Below are 12,842 nucleotides of genomic sequence, written 5' to 3'. Positions count from 1 at the left end.
CCGCCAACCCGTTCCGGTCAGCAGGACGGGTTGGCGGCGAGGCACATCCGGCGCGCCGCCACCACGGCCAGGCGGCGCAGCTCCGGCTCGGGGCCGTCCTCTCCCAGAGTGAGCACGGTGATCAGGTCACCCACCCGCACCACCGCCGTGCTGGTCGGCGGGGACTCGCCACCGATGGCGCTGCCGGTCTTCTGGTCACGGGGCTGCGACACGGTGTGGCGCAGCATGGCGGACCCGTCGCCGGCGAAGTCCCGCTGGACCACCGCCCACTGGTCTGTCACCACCCCGGTTCCCTTGCGTCCCGCGACCTCGTACGCCCCGGACCGGTGCCACTCGGCGCAGGGAGCCACCAGCCTGTCGAGGTCGCCGAAGAACGACCCGGCCACCTCCGGCGTCACCCGGTACAGATCCTGACTGAGCAGGAAGTCATCGGGGCCGGCGTCGGCGGCCGCCGCGGGCTTCCGGAGCATGGTCAGCCCCCGCGACCAGCGGGACGTCTGCCAGGCAGGGGCCAATCCCTGCTCCTTGCGGCAGTAACCCAGCATGTCCTCGACGACGACCATCTCCCCCAACCCCGACTGGCTGAGCCGCACCTGCGCCGGCTGAGCCAGGTCGGACGCTTGCAGCAGCGAGTCGACGGCGATCTCGCCCCGGACCGGTGCGGTCGGGCTCGCCGAGGCGGCCACCGGGGGTGGCGTCGGTCCACGACCGTTGCCGACCACGGCGACGGCCGATGCCCCCGTGATCACCAGCACGGCCGTCGCCGCGAGTGCCCCGGTCCGCCGACTGCGCCGCCGGGCCCGGGCCCGGATCTCCTGCGGCTCGGGCCATCGCACGTCTCCCAGGTCCCGGTGGATCCGTTCGACGAATGCCAGGTCGTCACGCATCGGTAGCCTCCTCCAGATCAGAGACGGCGAGCAGCCCGGCGAGCGCGGCACGCCCCCGGGAGAGTCGGGCCTTGACCGTGCCCACCGGGGCCTCGGTCTCCCGTGCCACCTCGGCGACCGGCATGCCCATCAGGTAGTACAGGGCGATGGCCGTGCGCTGCTCCTCGGGCAGCCGGCGCAGCGCGGCGACCACTTCGACGGTGTCGGTGCCCGGGCCGGGGACGGTCTCGGTGGCCCCGTGCCGCAGGTACGCGCGGGCACGACTGCGCAGGCTGCGCCACCGGCTGACCGCGATCCGGCTGGCCACGACCCGCACCCACGCCTCCGGGTCGTCGTACCGGCTGACCGTCGACCAGCGCTGCCACGCCCGGATGTACGCCTCCTGCACGGCGTCCTGCGCCTCGATCCGATCACCGGTGAGCGCGTAGACGAAACCGAGCAGCCGTTGCCGGCTCCCACGGTAGAACTCGTCGAACCCGTCGACGTCCGGCACCCGCTACCTCCCCGTGTCGGTCGCAGGGAACACGCGCCGGGCAGGGCGGTCGGTTGCCCCGCTCAGGCGATCATCTTCTCCAGCTCGGCGAGCGGGAAGGCGCCCGCCCCGATCCGTTCGCGGACCGCCCGGCGTACCGCGCGCTGCACGGCCACGTTGGCCGGCGTCGGTACGCCGTGCAGCCGGCCCAACAGCGCGATCTCACCGTTGAGGTGGTCGACCTCGGTCGAGCCGGTGCCCCGGGCCAGGCTCTGCCAGGTGGAGCCGCCGGAACGGTCCGCACCCGCGACCGCGCGCTGCTGAACCCGGTCGCCGCGTTCGGCCCGCTCCTCGTCCGGCGAGGTGTGCGCGATGCGGGCGGCGGTGAGCGCGGCGACGCCCTCGGCGCGTACCCGCTCGGCCAGCGCGTCCGGGATGTCCCGACCGAGCAGCGCCTGGAGGCCGTTGCCGAGGTTGGCGAGCAGCTTGCCGTACTTCCAGCGCATCACGTCCTGCCGGACCGGTGCGACGAAGCCGGCGGCGGTCAGGTCGGCGGCGATCGCCCGGTCGGTGTCGTCCACGTCCGCCGGGTACCGCCCGACGTGCAGCATTCCCGGGTGCGGGTAGCCGTTGGCCACCACCACGCCCGGGTCGAGGTGGGTGGCCGGCAGCCAGACGCACACCGGATGCACGTCGGCGAAGAGCCGCAGCGCGGCCCGCTCGTTGGCCACCCCGTTCTGCGCGGTGACCAGCGGCAGCCGCTCGCCCGCCGTACCACCACCGGCCACCGGCGCGTCCACCCAGGCGGCCAGCGCACCCGAGGTGTCCTGCGACTTCACGGTGAGGATCAGCACCGTGTCGGCCGGCAGCGGGCGGTCACCGGGGCCGTCCACGGCGGCGAGCCGGGCGGTGACCTCGCCGTCGGGCTGGCGCAGGGTCAGACCCCGCTCGCGGATCGCGTCCAGGTGCGCGCCCCGGGCCACCAGGGTCACGTCCCGGCCGGCCTCCGCCAGCCGTACACCGATGGTCCCGCCAACCGCGCCCGCCCCGATGATCACGTATCGCATGGCACTCATTCTGCTCCCAGGCTGGTGAGGAACGGGCCTGCCAGGAGCAGGGCGCCCGCGACCAGAGCGGCCAGGTTGACCAGGGCGAAGAGGAGCACCCAGAAGAACGCCGGGAACGGGGTCAGCCCGGCGAGCTGGTCGGCGTCGGAGGCCGGCATCCGGCCGCGTGAGCGCAGCTGTTGCAGCTCGACCACCGGCCGCACTCCGCCGAGCAGCAGGAACCACACCCCGGTGTACGCGAACGCGGCCTGCACCTGCGGGGTGGCGTACCAGGAGACGGCGAGTACCACGGCGCCGGTGACCAGCAGCGACACCACGCCGAAAGCGTTGCGGATCATGATCAGCATGGCGAGGAGCAGCGCCACCGCGACCCAGAGCAGCAGGGTGATCCGGTTGCCGCCGAGCAGCCAGGCGCCGGCCAACCCGACCAGCGGCGGGGCGACGTAGCCGGCGAGCAGGGTGAGGATCATGCCCGGCCCACTGGGCCGGCCGGCCGAGAGGGTCAGGCCGGAGGTGTCCGAGTGCAACCGGATCCCGCGCAGCTTGCGGCCGGTGAGCAGGGCGACCAGGGCGTGCCCGCCCTCGTGCGCAATGGTGATGGCGTTACGGGCGATCCGCCACGGCAGCCGGGTGCTGACCACCACCAGCGCGACGGCCGCGGTCAGCAGCACCAGCAGCGGGGGCGGGTCCGGCTGCGCGCCGAACAGCGTGTCCCACAGGTCGCCCAGCCCGTCGATCGACATCATGGGGCGCGAGCCTACCGGCGGCGTTCAGTGTCGGTCCCGGGCCACCGGCTCGTATCGTGTGAGACTGATCGGGTGGCGAGCGGAGCGGGAGGTGGCCGCCGGTGAGTGCGGAACCGCTGGGACACCACGTCGGGCTCTGGACCGAGGCCGACTACCTCGCCCTGAGCGAGACCCCGGACCGGATCGAGCTGCTCGACGGGAGCCTGATCGTGAGCCCTGCCCCGAGCAAGCGGCATCAGTTGGTGTCGTGGAACCTCGTCGACAGCCTGCGCCCAGCGGCGCGGCCGCACAGTCTCCTCGTTTTCGAGGCGGTCAACGTACGGCTCGGGGTCGACCGGATCGTCATCCCCGACGTGGTCGTGGCGGACACCGACGACGAGGGCACGGTCGTGGAGGCGCCCGAGGTCCTCTTGGTCTGCGAGGTCGTCTCACCGGGTGATGCCGCCGCCGATCGGCTGGTCAAGATGCAGCTCTACGCCATCGCGCGGATCCCCTGGTATCTGCTGGTCGAGCAGGACGGTGACGGTCACTCGCTGCGGCTGTACCGGCTGGACGGCGAGCACTACGTCGAGGACCAGGTGGCCAAGCCCGGCGAGGTGCTGACCATCGTGGAGCCGTTCCGCTGGCAGCTCGACCCCGCCGCCCTACGCTGAGCCATCCCATCGCGACGTTCAGCACCCACAGACCCCCGTCGATGAAAGTTTCTTCAGCAACTCTTGCGATCTAGGGCACTTACCTCCAAAGATGGGCGTCAATAGACCGACGTCCTTGGAGGCAGCCATGGCCCGTACCAGATCACCGCTGCGCCGCGTGCTCGCGGCCGGCCTCACCCTCCTCGCCACCGCGGCGGCGACCCTGGTCGCGACCGCCGGTCCGGCGGCCGCCGCCACCACGCCCGGTGTGGACGTGTCCCGCTACCAGGGCACCATCAACTGGACCAGCGTGCGCAACGCCGGCATCCAGTTCGCCTTCATCAAGGCCACCGAGGGCACCAGCTACAAGGACCCGAACTTCAACGCGAACTACGTCAACGCGTACAACGCCGGGGTGATCCGCGGGGCGTACCACTTCGCCCGGCCGAACATCTCCGCCGGCTCGACCCAGGCCAACTACCTGGCCTCCAACGGCGGCGCCTGGTCGGCGGACAGCCGGACCCTCCCCGCAGCGCTCGACCTGGAGGCCAACCCGTACGCCGGCGGCTACTGCTACGGCCTCAGCACCACCGGGATGCGCAACTGGGTCCAGGACTTCCTGAACACCTACCGCTCCCGCACCGGCCGCTACGCGGTCATCTACACCACGACCAGCTTCTGGAACCAGTGCACCGGCAGCTGGACCGGCCCGTGGGCGAACCACCCGCTCTGGCTGGCCCGCTGGGCGAGCACGCCCGGTGCCCTGCCGGCCGGCGCGCCGGTGTGGAGCTTCTGGCAGTACACCAGCACCGGTGCCGTCTCCGGGATCAGCGGCAACGTGGACCGCAACTACTGGAACGGCGACCGGTCGCGGCTGATCGCACTGGCCAACAACACGCCCTGACGGGCCGTTCCGCCTGATCCGCCTGGGGAGGCTGGTTGGCGGCAGCGGGATCGGCTGTCACCTCACGGTCGACAATCGGTCCGGCTGCCGCCACGTCACCGGTACGGGTCAGGCCCGCCGTCGGCTCATCGCCGGCACCACGACCGGAGCGTCCTCACGGACCAGATCACTCCGCCGGGTCAGCCGCCAGGCAGCAACCCCGCAGACGGCAATGGCCACGACGCTGAGCAGCGCGATGAGCGCCCAGACTCCCACGCTGACCAGCAGCAGGACCGCATCGCCGAGCGCGACGAGCATCCACAGTGCCAGCCGGGGCCGGGCGTCCCTCCGTCGGTAACTCATGTCGTACCTCCTTCCGTCGTCGAAGGTCAGATACCCCGGACGACGGAAGGTCATGCGAATCAGTTTCGTACCGGTGCGAATCCCGTGGATCAGTTCACCCGGTCGGGCTTGAATCCCTTGACGATCTGGTCGAAGTTGGCGAGGTTGGCCTGCCAGTCCTTCTCCGCCACCTCCCAGCGGATGGCGTAGCCCCGGTTGCTGGCGGTCGCGAAGCCCCGGTTGCGCACGTGGATGCGGGTGTTGTCCCGAGTCTCCAACCACTCCCAGTCGGCGCAGGTCCGGTACCAGTTGCAGCTCCTGATGGCGCCCACCAACTGGTAGTTGTTGACCAGATTCTTGCGGTCGCTCTCGATGCTCTTCCAGTCGGCCACAGCGTCCTTCTTCGGGCTGGGGGTCCACTGGACCAACATCTCGCCCACTCCGTTGTTCTGCCGGAAGATGGCCGTGTCCGAGTTGGTCTGCCCGCCGCTCCAGCCCGGCGGGAGCGGGATGGAGAAGGTCGACCCCTCGTACAGCTTCCAGCCCGGCGGCAACGCGTTCGGGTCGACCGAGGGAGTTGCCGACGGCGTGGGACTCGGAGCGCTGCTGGTGGGCGGAGGCGCCGCCGGAGCCGTGGTCTGCGCCGGCGCCGACGCCCCAGCAGCCCCGGTCGGCTCGGCCTGCGGGGTGTCCTCGTCGTTGCCACCGCCGAGCTTCGGCACGATCACCACGAGGCCGATCAGCAGCAGGGCCACCAGGGCCCCGATCAGCAGGTTGCGTCGGGTGTTGTTCGGCTTCGTACCCTCCGACAGCGGCACCGCCGCGCGCCCGGCCGGGCCGACCGGGGGCATGACCGACGTTGGCGTCGGCGGCTTGCGCTGTTCCGGGGCCACCGGCGGACCGTCGACCTCGGTCGGCTCGTCGTCGGTGTCCGTCGTACCGTCGGATGCTGCGCCGGACGCTGCCGCGACGCCCGCCGTGGGCTCGGCGTCGGCGGTGTCCGGACGGTCGATGGCGGCGGTCGGCTCGGCCGGCGCCGGCACCAGCGCGGTCGGGTCGGCGTCCGGCCCGGAGGGCACGACGGCCGTCGGCGTGGCGTCACTCGTGGAGGTCTCGGCCGCGGCGACCGGCGGGGTCCGCGGAGCCGGCGGCGACACCGGGCGGTCGGCGCGCTCCTCGGCGGGTCGCGGCGCCGGCACGAGCGGCGGGCGCGGCTCGCGCGGGCCGTTCGGCCCAGGCCGGCGTACGCCATCCAGCAGCGAGATGCTGCGCGCCCGCTTGCCCCCGGCGCGCCGCAGCAGCCGCTCCGCCACCTCGGCGTTGATCCGCTCGTTCGGGTCCTTGCGCAGCAGGCCGTTGAGCACCGGCTTGAGTGGACCGGCGTTCTTCGGCGGCGGCATCGGCTCGGTGGCCAGCGCGGCCAGCGTGGCGATCGCCGACGGCCGCGCGTACGGCGACTTGCCCTCCACCGCCGCGTAGAGCGTCGCGCCCAACGACCACAGGTCGGCCTCCGGCCCGGCGGTGCCCTCCCGGGCACGCTCCGGAGAGATGTACGCGGGCGAACCCAGGACCATGCCGGTGCGGGTGACGTTCGGGTCACCCGGGATGGTCGCGAGACCAAAATCGGTCAGCACAACCCGACCGTCGTCACCGAGCAGCACGTTGCCGGGCTTGACGTCGCGGTGCATGACGCCCGCCTTGTGCGCCGCGTTGAGGGCGCCCAGCACGCCCAGGCCGATCTCCACCGCGCGGGCCGGCGTCACCGGTCCGTCCTCGGCGAGGGTGTCCTGCAACGACTTCGACGCCACGTACTCCATGACGATCCACGGATCGCCATCGGTGCGGAGAACATCGAAGATGCGGACCACATTGACGTGGTTGAGCCGGGCGATGGCCCGCGCCTCGCGCAGCGAGCGCTCCCGCATCTCGCGGCGCTCCTCGTCGGTGAGGCCGGGCGGCGGCACCAACTCCTTGATGGCGACGTCCCGGTGCAGCACCTCGTCGCGCGCCTTCCACACCCGACCCATGCCGCCCTGGCCGAGCGGCGACAGAAGCCGGTATCGGTCAGCGACGAGTTGGGGAAGCGCGTTCGACATCGGTGAGACGGTACCCGGACCCGCTGATCGTCACACCGCCGGCACGCCACTCTGCGTTCCCGGTAACTTCGCGGCGCGTACCCTGGCGTCATGTCTGCCGAAGAGCCGCTGTTCCGGGTCGTCCGCGGCGTGCCCACCGCCGAGGAACTGGCCGCCCTGGTGGGGGCGATCGTCCTCCGGTCCCGTCCGGCCGCCGCCCCCGCGCCGGCGGCCGCGTCCGCCTGGGCGCGCAGCGCTCGACCGGCCGGCACGACGCTCACGGCCGGCCCGGGCGGATGGCGCTCCGCCGGTCTGCCCCGCTGACCCGAACCGCCGCGCGGGGGCTGCCAGCGTCGCTCCCAGCCGTTAACCTCACTCAGGGAAACGGTGCCGTGACGGGTAGGGAGGATCGATGATCCCCGAAGAGGACCGGCCAACCCCCTGGCTGCGCAACTACGGCGGCATCGAGGCCGACATCCGCCAGCTCCGGGAGTTCGCCGACCGGCTCGCCGCAGAGGTCGAACGCAACTACGCGCCACACCTGTCGTACATCGCCGACGACATGTCCGCCCAACTGCCCAACCCGTGCGACGCCTTCATCGAGCTGGTCACCTTCCTGCACGCCCACCACGAGACGCAGCAGGCCACCGCCGACATGGTGTACGCCGTCCGAGGCGCCACCGGCCACCTGGCCGCCGTCGCCGACCGCGTCGCCACCCAGTACTCCGACGCCGACGCCTTCTCGGCCGCCCGCGTGGTGGACGTGCAACGGGCGCTCGCCGACCCGGGGACCGTCCTGCCCGGAGGCCCGACGCCGATGCTGCCCGACCCGACCGGCCCCGACGGCGACCGGCCGGTGGTGCTGCCGTGATCGAACGGGGCAGCGGCCGCACCTCCGGCGTCACCGACTGGCAACTGATGGACGTCAACAGCATGTGGGCGTGCCTACAGGACCACGACACCGCCAACCACTGGAAGCAGGTCGCCGGCTGGCGCAAGGTCTGCGACCTGGCCCAGATCCACCTCGGCCGGCTCCACGAGTACCGGCGCGGCCTCGCCGAGGCGTGGCCGCCCGAGACCAGCGCCGCGTCCCGCACCTACCTCGCCCAACTCGACGAGCTGATCGACAAGGTGCGGCACACCCACGACGCCGCCGCCGCCAACTACACCGCGCTCTCCGCCGCCACCCAGGCCATCGGCACCACCCGCGCCGAGCTTCGCAAGGTCCATGAGGAGTACGCGACCAAGCTCCAACAGAAGCAGGCGTACGAGGCGACGGCGGCCGACCCGAAAGCGGTCATGGGCAGCCGGGTCACGCAGTCACCGGTCACGGATGCGGAACTGGAGGGGCTGAACGCGCGGGCGCGGGGCATGATGTTCAACCTCAGTGGCGAACTCCAACAAGCCCAAGCCACCCTCCGCCAACCTCCACCAAGGCCGGCCCCGAGGGTTGATGAACAAGTCGCCACAACAACCGGAGACGCAGCTCCTACCATCCCTCCAATCGTGCCGGTACCCATGTCGGGAACCGGAAGAGCATCAATCAGCGCACCTTCCGCAAATGGACATCAGCCCGAGCGGCTGTCGACTGCGACCGGGGTCGGTCCCGTACTCGGTAGCGCTATCGCAGGTTCGATCGCACCAATCCAGGACGTGTCCCGCGCTCCCCTCCCAGGGCCTGTCAATTCAGCGCCTGGCTTCGGACTGCCACCCGCGGGGCCAATAACGAGCCCCGCGCCACAACGCCCACAAACGCCTGCGCCGCGTAGTACAGCGGGAGGATCGGCCCCCGGCGGAGCCAAGGGCGGTGGCATCTCCCCGGCGCCCCGATCGATGCCCCCTGGCGGCTTGATTGGGGGGACACCAGGTTCAGGACTGGGTCAACCTAGTGCAGGTTCGATCCCACCACGCCGGATCAACCCCGTCGGAGGCGTCATCGGAGGCGGTGGGGCTGGCACCGCACCGACGGGAGGCGCAGGTTCTCGGCCTGGCGCACGGCGCAGCCTCGGCGGCGTAAACGGCGGTCCTCCCCTTGGCGGCGCCCCCGGTTTCGGAGCGGGCCAAAGCATGGGCGCCACCCCGGGTCGAACACGGCCCGACGATTCTCTTGATACCACCGGCGAGCCCCGCCGCTGGGACCCAGATCATCCTTGGGAGACTGAGCAAGGAGTAGCCCCCGTAGTACTTCCGCCCGATGACGATGGCCCAATAGACCCTGGACCCGCTATCGGTTTCCGTCGGTGAGGTTCCGTCTCAGGCTTCTCCTTTTGGTGACTCTGGCAGTAATCACAGGAGGAGCCGTACCGGCAACACAAGCGCAAGCTCACCAAGACCATGACGAGCAGTGGCATCTGCCCTTCCTAAAGGTTGCCGATGCACAACGAATCAGTCAAGGCGATGGTGTAGTCGTTGCTGTCCCCGACAGTGGCGTAGCCCCCCACCAAGACTTGCGAAAAAACCTCCTTGCCGGAACAGACGTAATAGCTGGAGGCAGCGGCGATGGACGAGAGGATCGGGACGGCCACGGCACCGCCATGGCAGGTTTAATCGCCGCAGATGGCACGGGGAGCACAGGTGCCCTCGGAATAGCACCTAAGGCGAAGGTCCTGCCAATTTTCTGCTCACCGCCCGGCCAAGACGGCGATACAGACGCACTAGCTGCGGCGATCGAGTTCGGGGTCAGCCACGGCGCTGACGTCATTAGCGTCTCAATCGTTGGCGGTGCTAGCGCTCGGCTTCAACAGGCGGTCACGAATGCATTATTGGCTGATGTGGTCGTGGTCGCCGGGGCGGGTAACGCGCCCGGGGCACATACAGTCGGTTACCCCGCTCGGCACCCCGGGGTTATAGCCGTGGGCGGCGTCGACCGGAATGGAAACCATGCTGCTGTCTCGGTGACCGGCCCAGAGATTGACGTGGTTGCGCCGGCGGTCGACATCTACAGCACGAGCATCAACGGCAAGTACCGCAAAGGCACCGGCACCTCCGACGCGACGGCGATCGTGGCGGGGGCGGCGGCCTTGATCAGGTCCAAGTACCCCTACCTGCCCGCGCAGGAGGTCGCGCACCGCCTGACGGCCACGGCCATCGACAAGGGTCCGCCCGGGCGCGACGACGAGTACGGCTATGGCGTGATCGATCTGGTGGCGGCGCTGACGGCAGACGTACCCCCGGTGGGTTTCGGGTCGGCGAGCGCGCCGGCCGGTGGTGGCCCGACCACGGCGACCGGCGCTGGGCCGGGCGACGACGGCGGCGCGGCGGTACGCGGCCTGGCCACGCTCGGGGTGATCGTGGCTGCCGGTGTCGGATGGGCGCTGCTGGTGCGGCGGAGGCGGCGTGGCGACGATCCGCCGCCCCGCATCAGTCGGTGACCGGTCGACGGCCCGTGATCGACTCCGTTTTGGCGATGTGGGGGTGTCCGCGGGGGTGGGATAGCGCGATGTCGGTGATGTGGAGTGGATCAACCTCCGCTGAGCGCCAGGCGCCGCCCGGGGAGCGTGCGGGTCGGATGTTCGTGGTGGGAACGGTCAGCCGGTAACGTCGGTCGGGTGTCTGCTTCCCTGCCGCTCCGTCTCGTGCTCGCCTCGGCGAGCCCTGCCCGTCGCAAGTTACTCCAGGCCGCCGGCATCGAGCCGGACGTGCTGGTCAGCGGGGTGGACGAGTCTCTGGTGGTGACCGATCGAGCCGAGGAGCTGTGCCTGGAGCTGGCTCGGCTCAAGGCACAGGCCGTGCTGACCCGGCTGAGCCCGGCGACCGACCAGCGGACGTTGGTGATCGGCTGCGACTCGGTGCTCGGGTTCGACGGGGAGATCCTCGGCAAGCCGGCGGATTCGGCGGACGCCACCCGGCGTTGGCTGCGGATGCGGGGGCGCAGCGGGGTCCTGCACAGTGGGCATTGCCTGATCGACGTTGTCGCGGGGCGGCGTGCCGAGGCGGTCGCCTCGACCACCGTCCATTTCGCCGACATCAGTGACGACGAGATCGCCGCGTACGTGGCCAGTGGCGAGCCGTTGGCGGTGGCCGGCGCGTTCACCATCGACGGGTTGGGCGGGCCGTTCGTGGAGCGGATCGAGGGTGACCCGGGAACGGTGGTCGGCCTGTCGATGCCGCTGCTGCGCCGCCTCCTCGCCGAGCTGGACCTGCGGATCACGGATCTGTGGACGAAGGTCGCGCCGGGCGGCCAGTCGGTCGAGCCGCTCGGTAACGTCCGGTCATGACCACCAAATCGATCCCGCTCACCGACGAGCTGCACGCCTACCTGGTCGCGCACGGCGCCCCGCCGGACGAGATCATCCGGGACCTGGCCGAGGAGACCCGGTCGGTGCTGCCGGAGCACGCCACGATGCAGGTCGCTCCGGAACAGGCCGCGTTCCTGACCTTCCTCACCCGGCTGCTCGACGCGCGGCAGGCCGTCGAGGTCGGCACGTTCACCGGGCTCTCGTCGCTGGCGATCGCCCGCGGGTTGCCCGAGGGCGGGCGGCTGACCTGCTTCGACATCTCCGAGGAGTTCACCGGGATCGCCCGGCGCTACTGGGCCCGCGCGGGTGTGCAGGACCGGATCGACCTGCGGATCGGTCCGGCCGGGGACCGGCTGCGCGAGCTGCCGCACGAGCGGCACCTGGACTTCGCGTTCATCGACGCGGACAAGACCGGTTACCCGATCTACTGGGCGGAGCTGGTGCCCCGGATGCGTCCCGGTGGGGTCATCGCCGTCGACAACGTGTTGCGCGGCGGGCGGGTGATCGCGCCGCAGGACGCCGGCGACCGGGCCATCGCCGCCTTCAACGACGAGGTGCTGGCCGACGTGCGGGTGGACCCGGTGATGCTGCCGGTCGCCGACGGTCTGACCCTCGCCCGGGTGCGCTGACAACCGCTGAACCACGGAAATCGGGGTGTCCCGCTACACAGGACACCCCGATTTCCAGGAACTCGTGTTGATCAAGTAGGAACCCGGTCAGCCAGCCTCAGCGGACGCTGCGGGCGAACTGGCGTGCGGCCCAGACGACCCCCGCCGCGGCGAGCACCGCGGTGATGGTCAGACCCTGCCAGACCTTGTCGCTGCCGAGGTCACCGGCGAACAGCGCCCGAGTGCCGTCGACCGCCCAGGAGAACGGGTTCCAGTCGGCGATGGCCTGCAACCAGCCGGGTGCGAAGGTCAACGGCAGCAGGATGCCGGAGAGCAGCAGCACCGGCTGCGCCACCGTGTTCATCAGCGGGGCCAGAGCGTCCTCACTCTTGACCTTGAGCGCGACGCCGTACGAGACGGCCGAGGTCATCAGCGCGATCAGGGCCAGCATCAGGTACGCGAGCAGCAGGTCCCCGATGAACACCCGCAGATCGAACAGGAGCGCCAGCAGGGTGATGATGACCGCCTGCACGATGAGCGAGACCACGTCGCGCAGCGAGCGGCCGAGCAGCAGGGCGAGCCGGCTGATCGGGGTGACCCGGGAGCGTTCGATGACCCCCGCGCGGAGCTCGGCGATCAGGCCGAAGCCCTGGAACAGGCCACCGAAGATGGCCAGCAGCACCAGCAGACCGGGTACGAAGATCTTGTAGGCGGCGGCCTGGGTGGGCGCGTTCAGCGCCGGCTTGAGCAGCGGGGCGAAGAGCAGCAGGTACATCACCGGCTGGAACACGCCGACGAAGACCCAGACCGGGTTGCGCAGCAGGAGCTGGGTCTGCCGCTGGAAGATCAGCCACGTGTCACGGGCGAATTTCATGAGTCGTCTCCGGGATGG

At 70.8% G+C, this 12,842-nt stretch carries 15 protein-coding genes; 7 read left to right on the top strand and 8 right to left on the bottom strand.

The window, feature by feature from the left end:
- Positions 1-17: 17 nt before the first annotated feature.
- The 4 genes from EAD89_RS19460 to EAD89_RS19445 all read right to left on the bottom strand — a co-directional run bounded on the left by EAD89_RS19460 (position 18) and on the right by EAD89_RS19445 (position 3,172).
- Complete coding sequence (locus EAD89_RS19460) at positions 18-887, bottom strand: hypothetical protein (protein WP_121676738.1); 870 nt, start codon at positions 885-887, stop codon at positions 18-20.
- A complete protein-coding gene (locus EAD89_RS19455; RefSeq protein ID WP_121654445.1) occupies positions 880-1,380 on the bottom strand; it encodes a SigE family RNA polymerase sigma factor in 501 nt (166 codons plus the stop codon). The genes EAD89_RS19460 and EAD89_RS19455 overlap by 8 nt, the downstream gene beginning before the upstream one ends.
- 62 nt (positions 1,381-1,442) lie before the next feature.
- Positions 1,443-2,426 carry a ketopantoate reductase family protein gene (locus tag EAD89_RS19450; RefSeq protein WP_121676737.1) on the bottom strand — a complete coding sequence of 328 codons (984 nt, stop codon included), beginning with the start codon at positions 2,424-2,426 and terminating at the stop codon, positions 1,443-1,445.
- 5 nt (positions 2,427-2,431) lie between these two features.
- On the bottom strand, positions 2,432-3,172 hold the full coding sequence (locus EAD89_RS19445) for a M50 family metallopeptidase (RefSeq protein WP_121676736.1): 741 nt from the start codon (positions 3,170-3,172) through the stop codon (positions 2,432-2,434).
- A 101-nt stretch (positions 3,173-3,273) separates the two neighbouring features.
- Here EAD89_RS19445 and EAD89_RS19440 point away from each other — a divergent pair, with 101 nt between their 5' ends.
- Complete coding sequence (locus tag EAD89_RS19440; protein ID WP_121676735.1) at positions 3,274-3,825, top strand: Uma2 family endonuclease; 552 nt, start codon at positions 3,274-3,276, stop codon at positions 3,823-3,825.
- Positions 3,826-3,952: 127 nt separating this feature from the next.
- Complete coding sequence (locus EAD89_RS19435; protein ID WP_121676734.1) at positions 3,953-4,708, top strand: GH25 family lysozyme; 756 nt, start codon at positions 3,953-3,955, stop codon at positions 4,706-4,708.
- A gap of 108 nt (positions 4,709-4,816) precedes the next feature.
- Here EAD89_RS19435 and EAD89_RS19430 read toward each other — a convergent pair whose 3' ends face one another.
- Together EAD89_RS19430 and EAD89_RS19425 are read right to left on the bottom strand one after the other, a co-directional pair.
- Entirely contained in the window at positions 4,817-5,050 is a 234-nt protein-coding gene (locus EAD89_RS19430; protein WP_121676756.1) for a hypothetical protein, read from the bottom strand.
- 89 nt (positions 5,051-5,139) lie between these two features.
- Positions 5,140-7,125 carry a serine/threonine-protein kinase gene (locus EAD89_RS19425; RefSeq protein WP_121676733.1) on the bottom strand — a complete coding sequence of 662 codons (1,986 nt, stop codon included), beginning with the start codon at positions 7,123-7,125 and terminating at the stop codon, positions 5,140-5,142.
- 90 nt (positions 7,126-7,215) lie between these two features.
- Between EAD89_RS19425 and EAD89_RS19420 the strand changes: the two genes are divergently transcribed.
- Both EAD89_RS19420 and EAD89_RS19415 read left to right on the top strand, forming a co-directional pair.
- Complete coding sequence (locus EAD89_RS19420) at positions 7,216-7,428, top strand: acyl-CoA carboxylase epsilon subunit (protein ID WP_121653391.1); 213 nt, start codon at positions 7,216-7,218, stop codon at positions 7,426-7,428.
- 88 nt (positions 7,429-7,516) lie between these two features.
- The gene (locus tag EAD89_RS19415; protein WP_121676732.1) at positions 7,517-7,975 is read left to right on the top strand and encodes a hypothetical protein; all 459 of its coding nucleotides are present in this window, start codon (positions 7,517-7,519) and stop codon (positions 7,973-7,975) included.
- A 74-nt stretch (positions 7,976-8,049) separates the two neighbouring features.
- Here the strand turns inward: EAD89_RS19415 and EAD89_RS31365 are convergent, their stop codons facing one another.
- On the bottom strand, positions 8,050-8,334 hold the full coding sequence (locus EAD89_RS31365; protein WP_158610760.1) for a hypothetical protein: 285 nt from the start codon (positions 8,332-8,334) through the stop codon (positions 8,050-8,052).
- A gap of 1,055 nt (positions 8,335-9,389) precedes the next feature.
- On the opposite strand from EAD89_RS31365, the gene EAD89_RS19405 reads away from it, so the two are divergent.
- The 3 genes from EAD89_RS19405 (at position 9,390) to EAD89_RS19395 (ending at position 11,971) form a co-directional block, all read left to right on the top strand.
- Positions 9,390-10,475 (top strand): S8 family serine peptidase, encoded by a 1,086-nt coding sequence (locus EAD89_RS19405; RefSeq protein ID WP_233578833.1) that lies wholly within the window; start codon positions 9,390-9,392, stop codon positions 10,473-10,475.
- Positions 10,476-10,652: 177 nt separating this feature from the next.
- Complete coding sequence (locus EAD89_RS19400) at positions 10,653-11,321, top strand: nucleoside triphosphate pyrophosphatase (RefSeq protein ID WP_121676730.1); 669 nt, start codon at positions 10,653-10,655, stop codon at positions 11,319-11,321.
- On the top strand, positions 11,318-11,971 hold the full coding sequence (locus EAD89_RS19395; protein ID WP_121676729.1) for an O-methyltransferase: 654 nt from the start codon (positions 11,318-11,320) through the stop codon (positions 11,969-11,971). Before EAD89_RS19400 ends, EAD89_RS19395 begins: the two co-directional genes overlap by 4 nt.
- Before the next feature lie 97 nt (positions 11,972-12,068).
- On the opposite strand, the gene EAD89_RS19390 is transcribed toward EAD89_RS19395, so the two are convergent.
- Entirely contained in the window at positions 12,069-12,824 is a 756-nt protein-coding gene (locus EAD89_RS19390; protein WP_121653385.1) for an ABC transporter permease, read from the bottom strand.
- Between the last annotated feature and the right edge of the window lie 18 nt (positions 12,825-12,842).

The organism is Micromonospora sp. BL4 (genome assembly GCF_003667505.1).
In the GTDB taxonomy this organism is placed as follows: domain Bacteria; phylum Actinomycetota; class Actinomycetes; order Mycobacteriales; family Micromonosporaceae; genus Micromonospora.
Note: the sequence above shows the minus strand (reverse complement) of the source record. Positions and strands in the feature narration are given on the sequence as shown.

Coding starts and splice junctions, on each gene's coding strand:
- EAD89_RS19460 (WP_121676738.1), bottom strand. CDS start 887: ATGCGTGACGACCTGGCATTCGTCGAACGGATCCACCGGGACCTGGGA.
- EAD89_RS19450 (WP_121676737.1), bottom strand. CDS start 2,426: ATGCGATACGTGATCATCGGGGCGGGCGCGGTTGGCGGGACCATCGGT.
- EAD89_RS19445 (WP_121676736.1), bottom strand. CDS start 3,172: ATGATGTCGATCGACGGGCTGGGCGACCTGTGGGACACGCTGTTCGGC.
- EAD89_RS19435 (WP_121676734.1), top strand. CDS start 3,953: ATGGCCCGTACCAGATCACCGCTGCGCCGCGTGCTCGCGGCCGGCCTC.
- EAD89_RS19430 (WP_121676756.1), bottom strand. CDS start 5,050: ATGAGTTACCGACGGAGGGACGCCCGGCCCCGGCTGGCACTGTGGATG.
- EAD89_RS19425 (WP_121676733.1), bottom strand. CDS start 7,125: ATGTCGAACGCGCTTCCCCAACTCGTCGCTGACCGATACCGGCTTCTG.
- EAD89_RS19420 (WP_121653391.1), top strand. CDS start 7,216: ATGTCTGCCGAAGAGCCGCTGTTCCGGGTCGTCCGCGGCGTGCCCACC.
- EAD89_RS19415 (WP_121676732.1), top strand. CDS start 7,517: ATGATCCCCGAAGAGGACCGGCCAACCCCCTGGCTGCGCAACTACGGC.
- EAD89_RS31365 (WP_158610760.1), bottom strand. CDS start 8,334: ATGGACCTTGCGAAGCTCGGCGCGGGTGGTGCCGATGGCCTGGGTGGC.
- EAD89_RS19395 (WP_121676729.1), top strand. CDS start 11,318: ATGACCACCAAATCGATCCCGCTCACCGACGAGCTGCACGCCTACCTG.
- EAD89_RS19390 (WP_121653385.1), bottom strand. CDS start 12,824: ATGAAATTCGCCCGTGACACGTGGCTGATCTTCCAGCGGCAGACCCAG.